General features: G+C 44.4%; 20 protein-coding genes. 9 read left to right on the forward strand and 11 right to left on the reverse strand.

What is annotated here, in order from left to right; genetic code table 11:
* Positions 1 to 7: 7 nt before the first annotated feature.
* The 3 genes from ABR189_RS13945 (at position 8) to ABR189_RS13955 (ending at position 3,574) form a co-directional block, all read left to right on the forward strand.
* Positions 8 to 1,207 (forward strand): phosphoglycerate kinase, encoded by a 1,200-nt coding sequence (locus ABR189_RS13945; RefSeq protein ID WP_354661127.1) that lies wholly within the window; start codon positions 8 to 10, stop codon positions 1,205 to 1,207.
* Positions 1,208 to 1,340: 133 nt separating this feature from the next.
* The gene (locus ABR189_RS13950; RefSeq protein WP_354661128.1) at positions 1,341 to 2,027 is read left to right on the forward strand and encodes a DUF2625 domain-containing protein; all 687 of its coding nucleotides are present in this window, start codon (positions 1,341 to 1,343) and stop codon (positions 2,025 to 2,027) included.
* Between the two features lie 113 nt (positions 2,028 to 2,140).
* Positions 2,141 to 3,574, forward strand: a complete 1,434-nt coding sequence (locus ABR189_RS13955; RefSeq protein WP_354661129.1) for a cation:proton antiporter — start codon at positions 2,141 to 2,143, stop codon at positions 3,572 to 3,574.
* Positions 3,575 to 3,652: 78 nt separating this feature from the next.
* Here ABR189_RS13955 and ABR189_RS13960 read toward each other — a convergent pair whose 3' ends face one another.
* The 9 genes from ABR189_RS13960 to ABR189_RS14000 form a co-directional block, all read right to left on the reverse strand.
* Positions 3,653 to 4,936 (reverse strand): lytic transglycosylase domain-containing protein, encoded by a 1,284-nt coding sequence (locus tag ABR189_RS13960; protein ID WP_354661130.1) that lies wholly within the window; start codon positions 4,934 to 4,936, stop codon positions 3,653 to 3,655.
* A gap of 14 nt (positions 4,937 to 4,950) precedes the next feature.
* The gene (gatA, locus tag ABR189_RS13965; RefSeq protein ID WP_354661131.1) at positions 4,951 to 6,396 is read right to left on the reverse strand and encodes an Asp-tRNA(Asn)/Glu-tRNA(Gln) amidotransferase subunit GatA; all 1,446 of its coding nucleotides are present in this window, start codon (positions 6,394 to 6,396) and stop codon (positions 4,951 to 4,953) included.
* A gap of 65 nt (positions 6,397 to 6,461) precedes the next feature.
* Positions 6,462 to 6,698 (reverse strand): Sec-independent protein translocase subunit TatA/TatB, encoded by a 237-nt coding sequence (locus ABR189_RS13970; protein WP_354661132.1) that lies wholly within the window; start codon positions 6,696 to 6,698, stop codon positions 6,462 to 6,464.
* A gap of 213 nt (positions 6,699 to 6,911) precedes the next feature.
* Positions 6,912 to 7,259 carry a 50S ribosomal protein L19 gene (gene rplS, locus ABR189_RS13975; RefSeq protein ID WP_354661133.1) on the reverse strand — a complete coding sequence of 116 codons (348 nt, stop codon included), beginning with the start codon at positions 7,257 to 7,259 and terminating at the stop codon, positions 6,912 to 6,914.
* 159 nt (positions 7,260 to 7,418) lie between these two features.
* A complete protein-coding gene (trmD, locus tag ABR189_RS13980) occupies positions 7,419 to 8,090 on the reverse strand; it encodes a tRNA (guanosine(37)-N1)-methyltransferase TrmD (RefSeq protein WP_354661134.1) in 672 nt (223 codons plus the stop codon).
* Positions 8,091 to 8,117: 27 nt separating this feature from the next.
* On the reverse strand, positions 8,118 to 8,639 hold the full coding sequence (gene rimM / locus ABR189_RS13985) for a ribosome maturation factor RimM (protein WP_354661135.1): 522 nt from the start codon (positions 8,637 to 8,639) through the stop codon (positions 8,118 to 8,120).
* A gap of 206 nt (positions 8,640 to 8,845) precedes the next feature.
* On the reverse strand, positions 8,846 to 9,304 hold the full coding sequence (gene rpsP, locus ABR189_RS13990) for a 30S ribosomal protein S16 (protein WP_354661136.1): 459 nt from the start codon (positions 9,302 to 9,304) through the stop codon (positions 8,846 to 8,848).
* A gap of 171 nt (positions 9,305 to 9,475) precedes the next feature.
* The gene (gene ffh, locus ABR189_RS13995; protein ID WP_354661137.1) at positions 9,476 to 10,807 is read right to left on the reverse strand and encodes a signal recognition particle protein; all 1,332 of its coding nucleotides are present in this window, start codon (positions 10,805 to 10,807) and stop codon (positions 9,476 to 9,478) included.
* A 261-nt stretch (positions 10,808 to 11,068) separates the two neighbouring features.
* The gene (locus tag ABR189_RS14000) at positions 11,069 to 11,944 is read right to left on the reverse strand and encodes a sigma-70 family RNA polymerase sigma factor (RefSeq protein WP_354661138.1); all 876 of its coding nucleotides are present in this window, start codon (positions 11,942 to 11,944) and stop codon (positions 11,069 to 11,071) included.
* A gap of 357 nt (positions 11,945 to 12,301) precedes the next feature.
* Here ABR189_RS14000 and ABR189_RS14005 point away from each other — a divergent pair, with 357 nt between their 5' ends.
* Positions 12,302 to 12,682 (forward strand): START-like domain-containing protein, encoded by a 381-nt coding sequence (locus ABR189_RS14005; protein WP_354661139.1) that lies wholly within the window; start codon positions 12,302 to 12,304, stop codon positions 12,680 to 12,682.
* Here ABR189_RS14005 and ABR189_RS14010 read toward each other — a convergent pair.
* Positions 12,679 to 13,293, reverse strand: coding sequence for a hypothetical protein (locus tag ABR189_RS14010; protein WP_354661140.1), 615 nt, complete (start codon positions 13,291 to 13,293; stop codon positions 12,679 to 12,681). The two genes, ABR189_RS14005 and ABR189_RS14010, sit on opposite strands and share 4 nt — an antisense overlap.
* Positions 13,294 to 13,413: 120 nt before the next feature.
* Here ABR189_RS14010 and ABR189_RS14015 point away from each other — a divergent pair, with 120 nt between their 5' ends.
* The 3 genes from ABR189_RS14015 to ABR189_RS14025 are packed head-to-tail and all read left to right on the forward strand — an operon-like array spanning position 13,414 to position 17,218.
* Positions 13,414 to 14,865 (forward strand): LptF/LptG family permease, encoded by a 1,452-nt coding sequence (locus tag ABR189_RS14015; RefSeq protein ID WP_354661141.1) that lies wholly within the window; start codon positions 13,414 to 13,416, stop codon positions 14,863 to 14,865.
* Between the two features lie 20 nt (positions 14,866 to 14,885).
* On the forward strand, positions 14,886 to 15,548 hold the full coding sequence (locus ABR189_RS14020) for a phosphatase PAP2 family protein (RefSeq protein WP_354663591.1): 663 nt from the start codon (positions 14,886 to 14,888) through the stop codon (positions 15,546 to 15,548).
* 50 nt (positions 15,549 to 15,598) lie between these two features.
* Entirely contained in the window at positions 15,599 to 17,218 is a 1,620-nt protein-coding gene (locus tag ABR189_RS14025) for an ArnT family glycosyltransferase (protein ID WP_354661142.1), read from the forward strand.
* A gap of 50 nt (positions 17,219 to 17,268) precedes the next feature.
* Here ABR189_RS14025 and ABR189_RS14030 read toward each other — a convergent pair whose 3' ends face one another.
* On the reverse strand, positions 17,269 to 18,006 hold the full coding sequence (locus ABR189_RS14030) for a superoxide dismutase (protein WP_354661143.1): 738 nt from the start codon (positions 18,004 to 18,006) through the stop codon (positions 17,269 to 17,271).
* A 447-nt stretch (positions 18,007 to 18,453) separates the two neighbouring features.
* Here ABR189_RS14030 and ABR189_RS14035 point away from each other — a divergent pair, with 447 nt between their 5' ends.
* The gene (locus ABR189_RS14035) at positions 18,454 to 19,557 is read left to right on the forward strand and encodes an Rv1355c family protein (RefSeq protein ID WP_354661144.1); all 1,104 of its coding nucleotides are present in this window, start codon (positions 18,454 to 18,456) and stop codon (positions 19,555 to 19,557) included.
* A 43-nt stretch (positions 19,558 to 19,600) separates the two neighbouring features.
* The gene (locus ABR189_RS14040; RefSeq protein ID WP_354661145.1) at positions 19,601 to 20,320 is read left to right on the forward strand and encodes a hypothetical protein; all 720 of its coding nucleotides are present in this window, start codon (positions 19,601 to 19,603) and stop codon (positions 20,318 to 20,320) included.
* The last annotated feature ends 2 nt before the right edge of the window (positions 20,321 to 20,322 follow it).

Consider the following 20,322-nt stretch of genomic DNA (forward strand, 5'->3'; position numbering starts at 1 on the left):
ACACATTATGAGCAAGTTCTCAGATTTTAACTTCAAAGGTCTTAAAGCATTGGTGAGGGTAGATTTTAATGTTCCCCTGAATGATAAGTATGAAATCATGGATGATACCCGCATGCGTGCTGCAGTACCCACTATCCAAAAGATCCTGAAAGATGGTGGCGCTGTTATTCTGATGTCCCACCTGGGCCGCCCAAAAGACGGACCTACTGAAAAATATTCCTTAAAACACCTTGTATCCCACCTGGTTTCCCTCCTGAACGGCACTACTGTTAAGTTTGCCGAAGATTGTGTAGGCGCAGCAGCAGAACAGGCAGCGGCCAACCTCCAGATGGGAGAAGTATTGCTGCTGGAGAACCTCCGCTTTCATAAAGCAGAAGAAAAAGGGGATGCTGACTTTGCCAAACAACTGGCTAAACTGGGAGATGTATACGTGAATGATGCTTTTGGTACTGCACACCGTGCCCATGCTTCTACAGCGGTGATTGCGCAGGATTTCTCTGATACCAACCGTATGTTCGGCCTGCTGATGGAAGCAGAAGTAAGCAATGCGGAAAAAGTATTACACAACTCCCAATCTCCGTTTACTGCCATCCTGGGAGGTGCTAAAGTGAGTGATAAGATCCTCATCATTGAAACATTGATGGATAAAGCCAATAATATCATCATTGGCGGTGGTATGGCTTATACTTTCCTGAAAGCGATGGGTAAAGAAATAGGCAGCTCTTTATGTGAAAACGACCGGCTGGACCTGGCAAACGAGTTACTCAGTAAAGCCAAGGCCAAAGGCGTACAGTTGCTGCTGCCGGTAGATTCTATTGCTGCCGACAAATTTGCAGCGGATGCCAATACACAACTCGTATCTAACGATAATATCCCTGCAGGATGGATGGGACTGGATATCGGCGCTGAATCCGTAGTGCTTTTCAGCAAAGTGATCATGGCTTCTAAAACCATCCTGTGGAATGGCCCGATGGGAGTTTTTGAAATGGAAGCTTTCCAGGGAGGTACCAAAGCGGTGGCAGATGCTATCGTGAAGGCGACTGAACAGGGCGCGTTTTCGCTGGTAGGCGGTGGCGACTCTGTAGCTGCTGTCAACCAATTTGGCCTGGCGGATAAAGTAAGTTATGTATCCACCGGTGGTGGTGCTATGCTGGAGTATTTTGAAGGCAAAATATTACCAGGTATTGCTGCCATTAAAAACGCTTAACTTTGTATATCCTGTTTAATGCAGCGGTAACTCCCTTGCATTAAACAGGATCCTTTACCTACTTCCTGCAACTGCGGCATTGCCGGTAACTGATCAACGGTTTTAATTATTATCCGTTCAACATTTACAGCATATGCGCACATTAGAAGAATTAATCAACAAAACCGACCCTGCCTGGCCTTATGTACAGGAATGGATCCAGGCTTCCATGAACCAGATAGAAATACTACCGGTTACCACCTCTCAGGCAACTATCGCATTATTACAGACCCAGGTGACCACCCACTCTCCTATGGGCGCCATTATCTTTGAAACAGGTGGCTTACTTGTAGACCATGGCTGGCTCAGAATATTGGGCTCCGGCCATGACCGGCTGAAAAGATCCATACCTGACTGGAATGAAGGAAAAAGTTTTTTGGCAGATGGAGAAACACCAGGTTTTTTACTGATTGCAGATGATGTATTAGGTGGCTTCTTTGCTATTAATGGCGGGGATCTGGGTACAGACCTCGGACATGTTTATTATCTCGCTCCGGACACCTTAAATTGGGAAAACCTGCATGTGTCCTATTCCGATTTTCTGGACTGGTGCTTCACCGGTGATATGAACGAATTTTATCAGCATCAGCGCTGGCAGGGATGGGAAAAGGAAGTGGCCGCACTGGATGGCGACACTGCTTATAGCTTCGTTCCCTTCCTCTGGACCACTGAAGGACAAGACATCGCCAATAGCAGCAGAAAGCCTGTACCTATCCAGGAACTGTATGACCTGACACAAAACTTCCGTGCACAACTACACCCGCCTGAAGAAGAAAATTAATGATACCCGATACAGTGTGGGGTATATATAACATAAGCCCCTGCACTGTATCACTTTCCTTTACTGCACTTACGATAATATCTTCCTATATTTCGGACACAAAACAGGCTGTCATGAATAAACGTTTGCTACTCTATCCACTTATTATCGGGGTATTTGGTAGTTTAATATGGCTTATCATTAAACTGGGAAGTGATTTACCTGTAAAGCCGCTTACCGATGCCGGTACCTCCATAACAGCCTCCTCTCCTGCTGCCATTGCCGGAGCTGAACAAAGCTCCTGGGCACAGCTGGTACACAATCTGCAGCATCCTTTAAGTTTGCTGCTCCTACAAATCATTGTAATTGTACTGGTGGCACGCATCTTTGGAATGCTGGCAGGCAAAATAAAACAACCGGCAGTCGTAGGCGAAATCATTGCAGGTGTTATTCTTGGCCCCTCCCTCTTGGGTTGGGTAGCCCCTGATTTTTCTGCCTTTCTCTTCCCTGCTGATACCAAAAGCCTGCAGTTCCTTAGCCAGATCGGCCTTGCCTTTTTTATGTTTATCGTAGGGATGGAACTGGACCTCGCCAAAATAAGGCATAAAGCGCACGATGCAGTAATGATCAGCCATGCCAGTATTATAGTACCCTTTTTCCTGGGAGTATCCCTGGCTTATTTCATCTACGAACAATTTGCCCCCGCCAATATCAGTTTCCTGTCCTTTGCGCTATTCATGGGCATCGCTATGAGCATTACTGCTTTTCCGGTGCTGGCCAGGATTGTACAGGAAAGGCATCTCACTGGTACGCCATTGGGTATTATGGCAATTACCTGTGCAGCAGCCGATGATATTACCGCCTGGTGTATGCTGGCGGCGGTAGTAGCTATTGTAAAAGCAGGCAGTGTACTAAGTGCACTGGTAACTATCGCACTGGCGGCTTTATTTGTAGCTGCTATGTTATATGTAATCAGGCCCTGGCTGCAACGCACCATACAGCGCCAGGCTATAAAAGGGCACCATAAGGCTACCGTATCCCTTGTTTTCTTCATCCTGCTGATATCGGCCTGGCTGGCGGAAATTATTGGTATTCACGCCCTGTTTGGCGCTTTTTTAGCAGGTGTAATTATGCCCCAGGAAATCAGTATCCGGAAACTGCTGACGGATAAACTGGAAGATGTAAGTGTATTACTGCTACTCCCTATCTTTTTTGCCTATACCGGATTAAGAACCCACATTGGCTTACTTACACAAGGGCACTTATGGGTCGTTTTTGTGATGATTATGCTGGTGGCGGTATCGGGTAAATTCGGGGCCAGCACTATCACTGCCCGCCTGATGGGCCAACCCTGGCATCAGGCAGTATCTATAGGCGCTTTGATGAATACCCGCGGCCTGATGGAGCTGGTAGTATTAAATATAGGTTATGACCTGGGTATTTTGTCGCCCGAAATATTTGCGATGATGGTGCTGATGGCCCTGGCTACTACTTTCATGACAGGCCCGCTACTCGATCTTGTAAATTGGAGCGTGAAAAGGAAAAACTGGTCGGCTGGCCTGGGCTGATTTTACTGCGATAATTTGATCAAATAAAAAAGAGGATCGTTCACACGATCCTCTTTTTGTATAATGATAATTGCTTTGTTAAGCTTTCTTTGCGGTAGTATGCTTCTTGGTGGTAGTACGTTTTTTAGTAGTATACTTTTTAGAAGCGGTGTGTTTTTTGGTACCTGTTTTGGCTTTCTTAACTGCAGGTGGCGACTTAGCATCGGCGCTCCTGTCTGCAATTTTTGCCGGTGGCGGGAACCTTGACTTGTCTACCGAAACAGCTCTATCATCCAGGGTCATTTGTACCGACTCTTTCAGAATATCTTCTTTCTGCGCCATGAACTGTTTCATCTTTTCCTGTGGTATACGCAGATCGTAGCTGTTTTCAGGGGTTGCCATCAGTTTGGCAAAACCAGGATTTAAACGGTCCAGCTCACTCACTTCCATTTCCAGTTTCTTGGCAATAGCCTCCAGGCGGTATTTCCCGGTGATATTGCACTCTACTGTGCTATAAATCTCATCTTCTGTTAAAGCTGCGTTTTTATCTGCTATCACTACACCAGCGTCCGCCTGCTGTCTGGCAACAAAATCATTCTCATCACCTACACCGAAGAAGTTATTAAATCTATCCAGGATGTATCCGGTAGCAATGAATTTGTATACGTGATTACGGGATTCTGCAGGCAGGAAATATTGCATGCCCCAGAAATCGTTGCGGCCGCTTGCTTTCATGGCACGTTGTACCCCACCGGCCCCGCAGTTATAAGCAGCTACCACCAGCAACCAGTCATCAAACTGATCATACAGCTGATTTAAGAATTGTGCTGCCGCCAGGGTAGATTTATAAAAGTCTTTTCTCTCATCCACTTTTTTACCTACACTTAATCCGAATATGCGGGCAGTTCCGGCCATAAATTGCCAGGCACCTACTGCACCTACTCTGGAGCGGGCATTGGTATTAAAACTGGATTCAATAACAGCGAGGTATTTCATTTCTTCAGGAATACCATGCTCTTTAAACACTTTTTCTATCATGACAAAATAAGGCTGTCCCTTATCCACCATAATTTGCAGATGCTGGCTATAACGCGTTGCATAGCTGTTCACATATCCGGCAACAAGATTGTTATTAATCTGTTCGTATACCTTTGGATTGCGTACAACGGCGGGCATGCTCTGTGCCGCCTTTTTTACTGCAATGGTAGTAGGTGAAACATGTACCGTAGTGTCCTTCGGCAAATGTACCTTACGATTCAGGATAGTAGTGTCGAGCATTTCTTTCAGGAGTACTGTTTCACCAGTTGCTCCGTTGCTTTCTGCCGCCTCCACGCGCACAAAACCCAATAAGGGCAGCAGTAGTAGTAAAAAGATTTTTCTCATACACATTATTTATATTAAACTATAGTGACCTGTTCCTGCCGCATTAGCTGCTGGGCAATGTTCAACAAGTTCGCTTCGTCAAACTTCTTCGTGATAATCTGTATCCCATATGGCATCCCGTTCGAATGCCGGTGCAAAGGTACGGAAATCGCCGGAACCCCTGCCAGATTTGCTAGTACTGTATAAATATCGGCCAGATACATAGCTATGGGATCTTCCATTTTCTCCCCTATTTTAAAGGCCGTAGAGGGTACAGTTGGCATCAAAATGGCATCATACTGCGACAACAAGGTTGTCAGCTTATCCACCACTAATCGTCTAACTTGCTGAGCTTTAGTATAATATGCATCATAATAGCCCGCACTCAGGACGAAAGTGCCCAGTAATATACGACGTTTTACTTCTTTCCCAAAACCTTCAGACCTACTTTTTTTGTAAAAACCCACCAGGTCCAGGTTGGTAAGCGGGGTACTATGCCCATATTTTACCCCATCAAAACGTGATAAATTAGACGACGCTTCGGCTGTGGTAAGCACATAATAGGCGGGAACTACATAATCCAGGTAAGCAAAATCTGCTGGTGTTATAGTGTTTCCTGCCGCTTTCAGCTCCTCAAAGCAGCTTTCATAACCGGCTTTCATCTCCGGATCCAGCCCTTCATGGTATAAAGCATCCTTTAAATACGCTAATTTATAGGATTTATTGTGCTCAGGCCCAACGTGGTATAATGGCACCTCCTTTTGAGATGCAGTGCTGTCGTATTCATCCGGTCCGGCTATCACCTGTAGCACAGCTGCCACATCCGCAATATTCCTGCCAAAAATCCCGATTTGATCAAAAGAGGACGCATAAGCGATCAGACCATGACGGGAAATACGGCCATAAGTAGGTTTCAGCCCTACAATGCCACAAAAATCAGCCGGTTGACGTACAGACCCGCCGGTATCACTTCCCAGGCTTACATGGCATAAATCAGCCTGCACCGCTACTGCCGACCCGCCGGACGAACCGCCGGGTACCCGGGTATTATCCAGTGCATTCAGCACCGGCCCGTATGCAGAGTTTTCGTTGGTAGACCCCATGGCAAATTCATCACAATTGAGGTTGCCAATGATGATGGCATCTGCTTCCAGCAGCCTTTCTACGGCTGTGGCGGAGTAAAGTGAAGTGAAATTCTCCAGTATACGGGAAGCTGCACTTACTTTATGCCCTTTATAGCAAATCACGTCCTTGATCCCTATCACCACCCCGGCTAATGCCCCTACCGGTTCCCCGTTTTTAATGCGGGCATCGAGTAAACGCGCTTTTTCCAGGGCTTCCTCCTCAAATACTTCCAGATAGGCATTTAGATGCCTCGATTTTGCTATACGGGTAAGAAAACGGGTAACTGTTTCCGTACAGGTAGTACTGCCGGCGTATAAAGCTGTTTGAAATGTGCTTATACTGCTGAATTCAGACAAGGCCAAACCAGTTAGTTATTTAAATCAAAAAAAAATCTTCACCGGGAGTGAAGATCGTAATGCAATTAAGCCTGCTTATGCGTTTCCTCTGTAGTGGAGGTAGTGGTGCTGGTGGCAGTAGTATCGGTAGTAGCAGCAGTTACGGGTTTTTCCTTGATACCCTCTTCTATTTCCCGCTGTACATTATTTTTGGCATCGTTAAACTCACGTATACCTTTGCCAAGCCCGCGCATTAACTCAGGAATTTTTTTACCCCCGAATAATAACAAGAAAACTATTCCTATTAAAAGTAGTTCTGACATACCTAAATCTTGGAGGAGTAAAAAAGGTGCTTTCACAAATACTGCAGTCATTTTCTCAATCATTTATAAAGTTCAGCTAACAAAGATAGCTGATAAATTTAAGTTTTTCACCCCCTCCGGCAGCACCGTATGCACTTTTAATGTCATTTTAAGGAACACAAAAAACGGGGGCCGGATAGGCCCCCGCTTAATACTAATTTCCCTGTATTTATACTAAACCCTTTTTTCTTTAATACGGGCTGCTTTACCAGCGCGTTCACGCAGGTAGTACAGTTTCGCTCTTCTTACTTTACCCACTTTGTTCAATACGATAGAATCGATATTGGGAGACTGCAGAGGGAATAATCTTTCAACACCTACACCATCAGAAATTTTCCTAACGGTAAAAGAAGCAGTTGCTCCGGTACCCTGGATTTTCAGTACATCACCCTTGAAGGACTGGATCCTCTCCTTGTTACCTTCTACAATTTTATAGTTTACAGTGACGTTGTCGCCTGCTTTAAACTTCGGATATTGTTTCTTTGCTGTCAGTTGCTCGTGAACAAAGGAAATTGCGTTCATCTTTCAAATATATTTATGGGAGTGCAAAAGTACACTACCTGGTTACAAATTCCAAATAACTTGGGTAAAAAAACCAAATTAATTGGGTGCTATTCAATTACTTTCCTATATACATCAGGTAATCAATTTATTATAAATAGTGATTAGCCTGTATAATTTCTACAAAAGGTCTGGTCTACGCTCCCGGGTCCGGTCTACCGACTGGTTATGCCGCCACTCATCTATCTTTTTATGGTCGCCGCTTAAAAGGATATCGGGCACTTTCCAGCCCCTGTATTCCACCGGTCGGGTATACACGGGAGGCGCCAGCAGATTGTCCTGAAAAGAGTCCAGCAAGGCAGAAGTTTCATCATTCAGTACTCCGGGTATCAGCCGGCCTATCGCATCTACTACCACCGCTGCTGCCAGCTCTCCGCCGGATAACACAAAATCGCCGATAGAAATCTCCCGGGTAATAAAATGGTCACGGATACGCTGGTCAATTCCCTTATAATGCCCGCATAAGAACAAAAGATTGCCTTTTAAGGACAGTTGATTGGCTATTTTCTGATTAAAGGTTTCTCCATCAGGTGTTAAGAAAATCACTTCATCGTACTGCACTTTAGCCTGTAGGGCTTCTATGGCATTTACAACAGGCTCTATCATCATCACCATGCCGGCGCCACCGCCAAACTGATAGTCGTCCACCTGATTGTGCTTATAGGTAGTATATTCCCGCAACTGGTGCACATGTACCTCCAGCAGCCCTTTATCCTGCGCCCTTTTCATAATGGAATGGGCAAAAGGGCTTTCCAGCAACTCCGGCAATACGGAAATAATGTCTATACGCATGATAATCAATTATTATTAGCAACGCTGCTAGTCAATATACAGGTCAATCAGTCCATCTGGCAAATCAAGTAATACCACCTGGGCTTGCTTATCTATTTTCAATAATGATTGTTCATTTACCGGCAGCAAGGCTTCCTTTCCCTGAATCATTACTTTTACCAATACCTGCATCGGCATTTCAATCACTTCTTCAATTACTCCCAGTGGTCCCCGCTGCTGGTCTTCCACCGCAAATCCCAGTAATGCCAGGGGGGCTGCGGCGGCAGTATGCTGCTTAAAGTCAGCCTCGGTAAGATATACCTGTGTTTTAACCAGCTTTTGAGCCATTTCCTTGGTATCTACCCCTTCCAGCTTCACGTACACATGTTCATGGTCCTTGGCTGTAATCTTCTGGGGAAAATAGGGAATAAAGCTGTTTTTGTGTTCTTCCAGAAAAAGAGCCGCCACACCTTTCAGTGCGGTCTTTTTTCCGAGGCTATGCCGCATGACCAGCTCTCCCTCCAGTCCAAAAGTAGCGATCAGTTTCCCTATGCTAAAGTAATTGTTCATGTATTAAAGAAGCTATTAGCTTTTAGCCGTTAGCTTTTAGCTTTAAATGACTTTTGTCTGAAATTAATGTAAGCTTAGTGTTTTGTAAGGCAGGGCCTTCAATCACTACTCGCAGCTAGAAGCTCAAGGCTCATAGCTCATAGTTAAAAAGAAAAAGGAAATATTTGCGTACAAATATTTCCTTTTAGTATGGTTAAGCGTTTGGCTTAGGCTTCAGTACCTTCACCTTCAGCGGGTGCAGCAGGAGCGGCCGGAGCTTCTTCTACTTTTTTCACCACTGGAACAATTGCTCTTGCTTTTCTCTGACCTTCGCGACGTGCAGAAACTTTCTGCTCGTGCTCAGCCTGCCACTGACCAAATTTCTGGTAAGCAGTAGGTTCATCAAACAGACCTAAGTTCACACCTCTTAACAGGTGTTTCAGGTATAATACACCTTTGAAAGACAGGATCCTTCTAACGGTATCAGTAGGTTGTGCACCTTTCTGTAACCAGCGTAATGCTTTCTCCGTATCTATATTGATAGATGCCGGAACAGTTAAAGGATTGTAAGTACCTATTTTCTGGATGAATTTACCATCTCTTGGAGCCCGCGCATCGGCTACTACGATAAAATAGAAAGGTCTTTTCTTTGCGCCATGTCTCTGTAATCTGATTTTAACTGGCATAAATAAGTCGAGATTATTTTTTGCGAGTGAATAAATATTGTTTAATAAGGGCTGCAAATGTATTCATTAAATTGATATTCTCAAAATTATTTACCGAATCTTTGAGAACCCATCCTGAATTCCACTGCACTGCAAATCTACAAATTCAAAACCGAACATTCCTAATGGAATTTATCTCATAGCTCCCATTCCTTTCAATCCTTTCCCGCCTGCACCAAATTTGTTCATCATTTTCATCATCTGGCGCATTTGTTCAAACTGCTTCATGAACTGATTCACATCCTGGATTTCCTTACCACAACCCTTAGCGATACGCTTGCGACGGCCACCATCAATAATGTCCGGATTTCCCCGTTCCTGCGGCGTCATGGAATTAATCATGGCTTCTATCCCCTTAAAGGCATCATCACTGATGTCAATATCCTTGATCGCTTTGCCCACACCGGGTATCATGCCCATCAGATCTTTCAGGTTACCCATTTTCTTGATCTGCTGGAGTTGTTCTTTAAAGTCATCAAAATCAAACTGGTTCTGCCGGATTTTCTTTTCCAGCTTCTTGGCCTGCTCCTCATTAAACTGCTCCTGCGCACGTTCTACCAGGGTGGTGATATCTCCCATCCCCAGGATACGCTGTGCCATCCTTTCCGGATAAAACACATCCAGGGTATCCAGCTTTTCGCCCATGCTCACAAACTTGATGGGCTTTGCTACCGTATACTTGATCGTCAGTGCAGCTCCACCACGGGTATCACCATCCAGTTTTGTCAGTACCACCCCGGTAAAGTCCAGCCTTTCATTAAATGTTTTGGCGGTATTCACGGCATCCTGCCCTGTCATGGAATCTACCACAAACAGGATTTCGTTAGGATTAACGGCATTTTTAATGTTTGCCACCTCGGTCATCATCACCTCATCCACTGCCAAACGGCCGGCGGTATCTATGATGATAATGTTATTTCCCTTTTGTTTCGCCTCCCGGATAGCATTCTCTGCAATCTGTACGGCATTCTTATTCTCAGGCTCATTATACACCTCCACTCCAATCTGCTCTCCCAGTACTTTTAACTGGTCTATTGCCGCAGGACGGTAAATATCCGCTGCCACCAGCAAAGGTTTCTTGCCTTTCTTCGTTTTCAGGAAATTGGCCAGTTTGCCCGAAAAGGTGGTTTTACCCGACCCCTGCAAACCAGCTATGAGGATAACAGTAGGATTTGTTTTAATATCCAGCTCTGCTTCTGTACCGCCCATCAGTTCGGCCAGCTCATCTTTCACAATTTTCACCATCAGCTGCCCCGGAGAGATCGCGGTAATTACCTTTTCTCCCAAAGCTTTATCCTTCACCCGGTCTGTAAACTCCTTGGCTATTTTATAGTTCACGTCCGCATCCACCAATGCCCGGCGGATTTCCTTCACGGTACTGGCTACGTTAATATCCGATATCCGGCCCTCGCCTTTGAGTTGTTTAAACGCCGACTCCAGCCGCTCTGATAATGATTCAAACATTATTTTTAGTCAATTTTACTGGTTGAAATGAATAGCTACCGGTATTCCCGCTAGCCGGGAGGGGCAGCCCCTGAAAGGCAGCTGTGCCCTGAAACCCCAAATAAGAATGGTGAATATCCATGAATATTCACCATTCGGGCTACAAAAATATAATTTTTTGAGCGGAAAGCAAACGCTGTAAAGTAAAAAGCTGATGGTGTATTGCCTTTCCGGCAAAACACTACCAGCTTTTACGTAACATCAATGCTTTTGTGCTTATAATCAGCTACCTAAGTAGTTTCTTAACAATTTACTTCTGGAAGTAGTACGCAGCTTGGTAATTGCTTTGTCTTTTATCTGACGTACCCTTTCACGGGTAAGGCCAAATTTTTCCCCAATATCTTCCAGCGACATCGGATGCTCTACTGCAATACCGAAATACAGGATAATTACGTCTTTCTGACGATCCGTTAAGGTAGACAGGGAACGTTCTATTTCAGTACGCAGGGAATCATGATGATCCAATTCGTCGTCTGCATTCACGGCATTGGGATTGGCCAATACGTCCAGCAGGGAATTATCTTCTCCATCGATAAAGGGTGCATCCATCGATACGTGCCGTGCGGCCACCCCTAAGGTAGCTTCCACTTCTTCTGTGTTGATTTCCAGGATGGTGGCTAATTCATCCGGAGAAGGTTCTCTTTCAAACTCCTGCTCAAGCTGGGAATAAGCTTTGCTGATCTTATTACTCAGACCTACTTTATTCAGTGGCAGGCGTACAATACGGGATTGTTCTGCCAAAGCCTGTAAAATAGACTGGCGTATCCACCACACTGCATAAGAGATAAATTTGAAACCACGCGTTTCATCAAAACGTTGAGCTGCTTTAATTAACCCCAGGTTCCCTTCGTTAATCAGGTCACTCAGTGACAATCCCTGGTTCTGGTACTGTTTCGCAACGGACACCACAAAGCGAAGATTGGCTTTGGTGAGCTTTTCAAGCGCACGCTGATCACCCTGTTTAATACGGATAGCGAGGTTTACCTCCTCTTCCGGCGTAATTAAATCCACTTTCCCAATTTCCTGTAAATACTTTTCCAGGGACTGTGATTCCCTGTTAGTAATTGATTTAGTGATTTTGAGTTGGCGCATTGACATATGATCCGAACAGTTACAGGTTAAAAAAAAGTTAACATTAGATGAATGCCTGACAAAAATAACTTTTTTTAGATAGTGGCCAAAAAAAATGTTTCGTTCTTGAATCCTTTTCAATCAAAATCGATTGACTATAGTTTTCTTACGATTCCACTGCTAAAAGCAGCATGGATGGCTTAATAAAGGTGCATTTACAAAGTGTGTTTATTTAACATTAAATAAATTAATAATAGTATATAATTAATTAACGTATTGGGGGAATTATAAGAATACTTAAAAAAAAACCGTAAATTATTTTGACAGAATAAAATATTTTCTATAATTGCAGCTTGATGATATTGATTTACTAATAAACGCGAGATGTCTAAGAAAGTGCAATATGAGTTAGAATTCCCGGTAAGATGCTCACCAGGTATACTGTATGAGTTTTTATCAACCCCGGCCGGGTTACAGGAATGGTTTGCCGATAAAGTGGATTATAGAGACAACGTCTTTTCTTTTTCCTGGAATGGCAATGCCGAAGAAGCTGAAGTGCTGGAACAGGAAGAGGATGAGTTTATACGCTTACATTGGTTACACTCACCCAAAGGAGAATTTTTTGAATTCCGTATCCAGATCTCAGAAGTTACCAGCGAAACAATTCTGATCGTTAAAGACTTTGCCGAAAAGAAAGAAATTGCCGACCAGAGCCAGTTATGGCACTACCAGGTAAAAGACCTTTTTCACCGCATCGGTAATTAACCGGTTTTGTACTGTAACAAGGCAAGTAGTGCCGCATAAGCCGCCGCTACATCTGGAATGATTTTTTCCCATCTGTTTAATGCAAAAGGTTTTGCCAGCTTAATAAAATCTTGCCGGTATACCATTGCTTCCCATTTATCAACCGTAAAAGTGCCGACAGGCCTGTAATTCCCGTTTTCAAAATCATGGTACCACGGATCCTCCTGTGTGTATACCTGGAAGTCATTTGCTGCCAGTAACGGATATCCCGCTACCAGCGCCGCATGATAGGCTGTTTTTATCTCTCCCGCCAGATGCAGGGTACAGCTGAAATAATGCCCCCACCAGAACATCGTACGAAAGGCGAAAATGCGCTCCTTACTGAAATACCGCGGAAAATCCAGTATCACATAGGGCAATTCCTGGTAACGCTCTCCCTTAGATATTTTTGCCCCCTGCTCCAGACAGTTTTCCGGAAATGGAAAACCTGCTGCAGCTGCATGGGTGGCCAGTTCTGTTTGTAAACGCCCCATCAGCAGCATCACCTTTTCTATAATGCTGTTTTTCAGATAAATCCAGTTGGCATCGTATGCTACCTCCTGCTCTGCCGGCGTCAGTAAAAAATTTTCCATATAATTAACGGTATTCCTTTTCAGTCCTTTGGGAAATCGTGCTAACTTTACACCTTATACCCTGTAAAAATAACAGTATTTGCTGTTAGGGCCGGAGGGTAATGTTAAAGTAATACATCTGTGAAAAAACTGGACAAACTCATTATAAAAACTTTTCTGGGTCCGTTTATCGCTACCTTTTTTGTGACTTTGTTTGTACTTGTCATGCAATTTTTGTGGAAGTACATCGAAGACCTGGTAGGGAAAGGCCTGGATACCGGCACGATCGTACAGCTGCTTACTTACACCAGTGCCAGCCTGGTACCACTCGCCCTGCCGCTGGCGGTGCTCCTGTCCTCTATCATGACCTTCGGCAATCTGGGGGAGAGTTTTGAGCTCGTTGCCCTGAAATCATCCGGCATATCCCTCTTGCGCTTTATACGCCCCCTCCTGTTCGTATGTACAATCATTGCGATACTGGCATTTCTCTTTGCCAATTATGTCATCCCATTAGCCAATCTGCAGTCCAAATCACTGCTGTATGATATTACCAACGCCAAACCGGCATTTAACATTAAACCAGGCGTTTTTTACAGCGATATTCCCAATTATACCATCAAAGTTGCCCAGAAGGAAAAGGATAACCAGACCATCCACCAGGTAATGATCTTTGACAAGTCGTCCGGCAGCGGCGGCGATAAACTGATCCTGGCAGAAAAGGGCACCATGGTCCTGTCTAAGGATAAACGCTTTTTATATTTTGTGCTGAACGACGGCTGGCGCTATGAAGAACGAAACAACAGGGGCTACAATGCACCGGGAGATATGATCCGGATGGGTTTTAAGCAGTATAAAAAGGCCTTTGATATGAGCACCCTGGCTTTCAGCCGCCTGGATATGGGATTGTTTGCATCCAACCAGCAAATGCAGAATATCCGCCAGCTGGATAAGTCCATTGATTCCATACAAAAAGAAATCAGCGCCTATAGCCGTACAGTGAACGCCTATGTTACCACCCGCTACCCTTTTTATAAATGGAAAGACACCGGATGGGCAGCCACTGTACCTCCATTAAAAGCTACTACTTTTGAAGAAGTAATACCTGAGAAATCAAGGCGTTATATTCTGGAAAGAGCAGAGCAAACTATCCGCGAAACCCAAAGTACACTGGAACCTACCGCCAAAGAATTTCAGGATAAATTTAACCTGATGCTCCTGCACAAAGTGGAATGGCAGCGCAAGTTTACCCTGGCCGTAGCCTGTATCGTGATGTTCCTGATAGGGGCGCCGCTGGGCTCTATCATACGTAAGGGAGGATTAGGCACACCGCTTGTATTTGCCGTAGTCTTCTTTGTGATCTTCAATATCTTCTTCATGGTGGGTGAAAAAATGGCCCGCAGTGATGTCATGACTACCTGGAGTGGCATGTGGCTATCCAATATTGTGCTCCTTCCTATTGCGGCCTTCCTTATTTATAAGGCCATGAATGATTCACAGTTATTCAATAAAGAATTTTATTTTCGCATATTACAGCTTATTAAAAAGTTTTATCAGCAACTGAAAAAACAAAAAGAGAAGCTACCTACAACTTAAAACACCGTAATTTGAAAACGATGTTATCACTGTTAAGAAAGAATGCTTACTTCTTTCTTCCCTTTCTGCTTTGGGTAATTGCGGGAGGCATACTGTTCTCGAAGTTCACAAAGGAGGAACTGTTCCTATCCGTTAACCAGGCACACGCGCCCTGGGCCGACGTATTGGTAACCGGTATCACTTACCTGGGAGATGGTATTTCTTTTGCCATCCTGCTGGTGGTATTGCTGATTATGAAAAAATTCCGGCTGTTTTTTATGGGATTGGCCACCTTTTTGCTGGTCACCGTAGTGGTACAGGTGGCGAAGCATGCTTTAAATGCCCCCAGACCTATCAGCTACTTTGAGGATACCAGTATCATTCATACGGTGAAATGGGTAACCGTACATGGCAGTAACAGCTTTCCTTCAGGGCATACCGCAGGGGCTTTCGGCATGTTCTGTTTCCTGGCTATCATTGTAGCCAACAAACGGCTGGGATTATTATTTATGGCGCTGGCACTGGGTGCTGCCCACTCCCGTTTGTACCTGGCACAGCATTTTTATGCAGATGTTTATGTAGGCAGTATTATAGGCACCCTTTCTGCGGTACTGGTATGCTACCTGTTTCAGCTTCGGGAAAAAACAACCGCATCAAAGGTTTGCCCGCAACCAGCAGCGGGCAATGTGATAGAAGCCACCTGAACATTTTACTGATTTGGATTTAGCTCGTTAGCACTAATAGACGATTGCGCATGAAATACCTATTGATAGCCATAGTGGCGGCATTTTTATTTGTCCCCTTCCTGGGAGCAGTTCATTTGTTTGACTGGGATGAGATCAATTTTGCAGAAGCTGCAAGAGAAATGATTGTAAGTGGTAACTATACCCAGGTACAAATAGACTTTCAGCCCTTCTGGGAAAAACCACCACTGTTTATCTGGATGCAGGTAATCAGTATGCACCTGTTTGGCGTAAATGAATTTGCGGCACGTTTTCCCAATGCCATCATCGGTATTGCTACCCTGCTGGTCCTGTTTGGTATCGGTAAAAAACTGATAGATGATAGATTCGGCTTCTGGTGGGCACTGATTTATGCAGGCTCCTGGCTACCCCATTTTTATTTTAAGTCGGGCATCATAGATCCTACTTTCAACTTCTTTATTTTCCTGGCGGTATACTATGCTTACCGCATTTCATATAATGACAAGCCATCCCGTATGGCTATACTAAGCGGTATCTTCCTCGGCCTGGCCGTACTAACTAAAGGGCCGGCAGCTATCATTATTGCCGTGCTTACATTAATGGTATACTGGATCTACAAAAAGGGGAAAACAAACATCAGCTTCCTGCATATACTATGGATAACATTATTTGCCAGCCTTACCACCCTCCTTTGGTTTGGATATGAGATCCTGACACATGGATGGGAATTCGTCAACCAATTTGTTATTTACCAGGTAAGGTTGTTTACCACACCGGATGCCGGGCATGGCGGTCCCTTCTTCTACCACTGGATCGTACTGCTGGTAGGATGTTTTCCCGCCAGCATCTTCCTGTTTACCTATTTACAGGGCCGTAAAAAATCAATCTATTTAACACAATCTCTTGAGCTGAAAGATTTCCGTATATGGATGTGGGTACTGTTCTGGGTAGTGTTACTGCTGTTCTCTATTGTGAAAACCAAAATAGTACACTATTCCTCCCTTTGTTATTTCCCGCTCAGCTACCTCGCTGCTACCCAGGTATACCGTATACTGGAAGGCAAGCTCAGGTTGCGTGGCTGGAATATCTCGCTCATGCTGTTCATAGGTATTGTTTTGGGTATTGCTATCGCACTCCTGCCACTGGTAGGGGTGTATAAGGCACAACTGATCCCGATGATTGGCGATCAGTTTGCTAAAGCTAATCTCCAGGCTGATGTAAACTGGTCCGTATGGGAAACCGGCTTCGGGATAGCCTATGTACTGCTGGTAATCATCAGCGGGGTATTGCTGTTCCGTCATAAAGTACAGGCAGGGATGCTCTGCCTTTTTACCAGTACAATTATCGCCATTCAAATAACAGTAGTACATTTTGTACCCAAAGTGGAAAAATATTCCCAGGCGGCCGCGATTGAATATTTTGAGTCTTTTATAGGCAAGGATGTGTATGTAAAGGCTTTGGGCTACCATAGCTATGCACACTTATTTTACACCAGAAAACAGCCGTCCACCAACCCTAACTATCGCAATGAAGACTGGTTGCTGAATGGTCCGGTAGACAAACCGGCTTATTTTATTTGCCGTATCACAGACAGCGAATCTTACCGGAATCACCCTAACCTGGAATTAATCGGGGAAAAGAACGGGTTTGTGTTTTTTAAGCGAAAGTAAAAGAGCTATTAGCTTTTAGCAGTTAGCTAAAAGCTAATAGCTAAAGGCGCTTAACTTATCGCCGCCACGTATCTTTTCTCTACCTCATTCCAGTTAACCACATTCCAGAAAGCTGCGATATAGTCCGGGCGCTTATTCTGATATTTCAGGTAATAAGCATGTTCCCATACATCCAGCGCTAATATCGGGGTACCCCGCTCTTTCACTATTTTATGCATCAGTGGGTTGTCCTGATTGGGTGTAGAGATAACGGCTAATTTCTTATCTGGCGTAACAATCAGCCAGGCCCAACCTGAACCGAATACACCTTTGGCAGCATCATTGAACTTTTGCTGGAAGGTATCCCAGGAACCAAAAGCCTTGTTGACAGCACCGGTAATTTTATCAGAAGGGGTAGTTTTTTGAGGCGATAAAAGGGTCCAGAAAAGGGAGTGGTTATAATGTCCACCGCCATTATTCCGGATAGCTTTATCTTTTTCCGTGACTTTAGCCAGTATTTCCTCCAGCGTAAAGCTTGCCAACGGAGAGCTTTTTAATGCTTCGTTCAGGTTTTTAACATAGGCGCCATGATGTTTATCATGGTGAATCTCCATAGTCATCTTATCAATATTGGGCTCCAGCGCATCTGCCGCAAAAGGTAATGCCGGTAATTCAAAAGGAGCTTTTGGACCAGCAGGAAAAGCAGTTTTCGAAGCGCCTTTAGCAGGTGAGGCCAATATTGCACCAGGATTAGCCAGCGCCGCTACGCCTGCTAAACTGGCCAGCTTAATAAATTCTCTTTTATCCATATACCATTAAGTTGAAGTTTGTAAAATGATGAAGTAACAAAGCTAACAGATCACAACTAAAAAGCATCAAATTTTACACCAAGTGTCAATAATGGGCCAAGATGCAGGTTATTATTTCGTTTTATCTAAAAAACCGGAGAATAATTAACAGTTTATTCCAAAATAATATTATTTTACCATTACCTTCATGTGAGGAAACACATTTAATTTGTTTTAGCTGAAAATGGAACTATTTATCCTGGCACTGAACATGCAGTTTTGCCCAGTGTATAACGTGCTTGTAGTATTCCAGCCAACATATGTAAGTAAGAGAGCAGGAGGCTAAATTTTATACCCTCCTTTCCATAGGAAGTTGACCGTGAATGACTTTAATTCTTTTTAATACTGATTTTCGCCTATACAATCGATATTTGCCCGGCTAATGCCGTTAATTAATAATGAAGTACGATGATGAATTTGAAGCAATACCTGAGTAAGGTGCCGGACCATCAAGCAGTATACACACCAATATTATACCGCTTAAACCAGGAACAGGATCACCAGGCTTTTTTAGAGTTATTAAGTCAAAACGCACATTTACAGGTCACGGACGAGATATTGTCCCAGCTAAAAGAACTCATCAAAATAAGTAATCCCACCAGAAAACTTTCACCGGAAGAAACCGCAGGCGCGGTACAGCAACACCTTGGTAATCAACCAATAGAAACATACGGGGTATGGGTATATTATCCATGGTCCGGCAGAGTGGTACACATTGTTGATGAAGCAGAATTCATCGCTTTACGGACCAGCCGTAATATGCATAAAATCACCCTGGAAGAACAAAAACTGCTGAAAAGCAAAAAAATAGGCATTATCGGCCTCTCCGTAGGACAGTCTGTGGCACTTACCCTGGCTATGGAACGGGTTTGCGGAGAACTCCGGCTAGCCGATTTTGATAAGGTGGAACTCACCAATATGAACCGTATCCGGACCGGACTGCATAATATCCAGGTACATAAAGTAGTGGTGGTGGCTAGGGAAATAGCAGAACTGGACCCCTTTTTGCGGGTAAAATGCTATCTCGATGGCGCTACCGAAGAAAATCTTGATGATTTTTTCACCAATGGTGGCAATCTCGATATGCTGGTAGAAGAATGTGATGGGGTAGATATCAAAATATTAAGCCGCGTTAAAGCGAAAGCACTGAAAATACCGGTAGTAATGGACACCAACGACCGTGGCATGGTAGATGTAGAACGTTTTGACCTCGAGCCGGATCGCCCTTTACTGCATGGATTAATACCGGAGATTGATATAAAGAGTCTCCGCCATTTAACAGATGCAGAGAAAATACCCATTTTCCGGCCTATGCTGGACATGGATAAGATGTCTGACAGACTAAAATTTTCATTAGGTGAAATTGGCAAAACCATTACCACCTGGCCGCAACTGGCATCTTCTGTGGTTTTGGGAGGAGCAGTAGTAACTGATACCTGCCGGAGGATCCTGCTGAATCAGTTCAGCAACTCAGGCAGGTACTATGTAGATTTTGAGCAACTGATTGTTTAACGTACCAAAATGCGCTAAGCATAAAAGGCGATTCTGTAACATCATGATTAATGTAAGGGTATTTAAGGCGCCGGATGACCCAGAAGCCTGTATGAGGTTTTATGAAGGACATCTGAAGTTACTGGAGATTTATTTTGGCATCGCCAAAATAACGTCCGGCAGTGCTGACTGGATGCACCATGAGGATACCATTGTAGTGATCGTAGAAAATGAAGATGGTACAAAAACATACGGAGGTGCACGGGTACAGTTGGCGGATGGCCAGCTTCCCCTGCCTATCGAAACAGCCATCGGCAAATATGATCCTAAAATTCATACTTACGTAAGGAAAGGTAGTGCAGAAGTGTGTGGGATGTGGAACTCCAAAGAAGTGGCAGGCATGGGTATCGGCAGCCAGATCCTATCCAGGGTGGCTGTAGTACTGATCTCCCAGCTACCGGTAGACCTCGTCCATGCCCTGGGGGCTCCCATTACCGCCAGAATGGCTAAAAGGGTGGGATTCGCCATTGATACTTCCCTGGGCAACAACGGTACTTTCTACTACCCGAAAGATGACTTTATCGCTACGGCAATGGTCATCAAGGATGCATATGCGCTGCCCTTTGCTGATCCTAAAGAACGGGAACTGATTTACGACCTGCGGGAAAACCCCATACAAACCAAAGTAGAAGTGGGCCCTAAAGGATCCTATGAAGTAAATTACAGCTTGCTAATCCCTAATTTGCATACTGCTAATCAATTTAATAGTCGAGAAAGGAAATAGCA

The organism is Chitinophaga sp. H8 (genome assembly GCF_040567655.1).
GTDB classification, from domain to species: domain Bacteria; phylum Bacteroidota; class Bacteroidia; order Chitinophagales; family Chitinophagaceae; genus Chitinophaga; species Chitinophaga defluvii.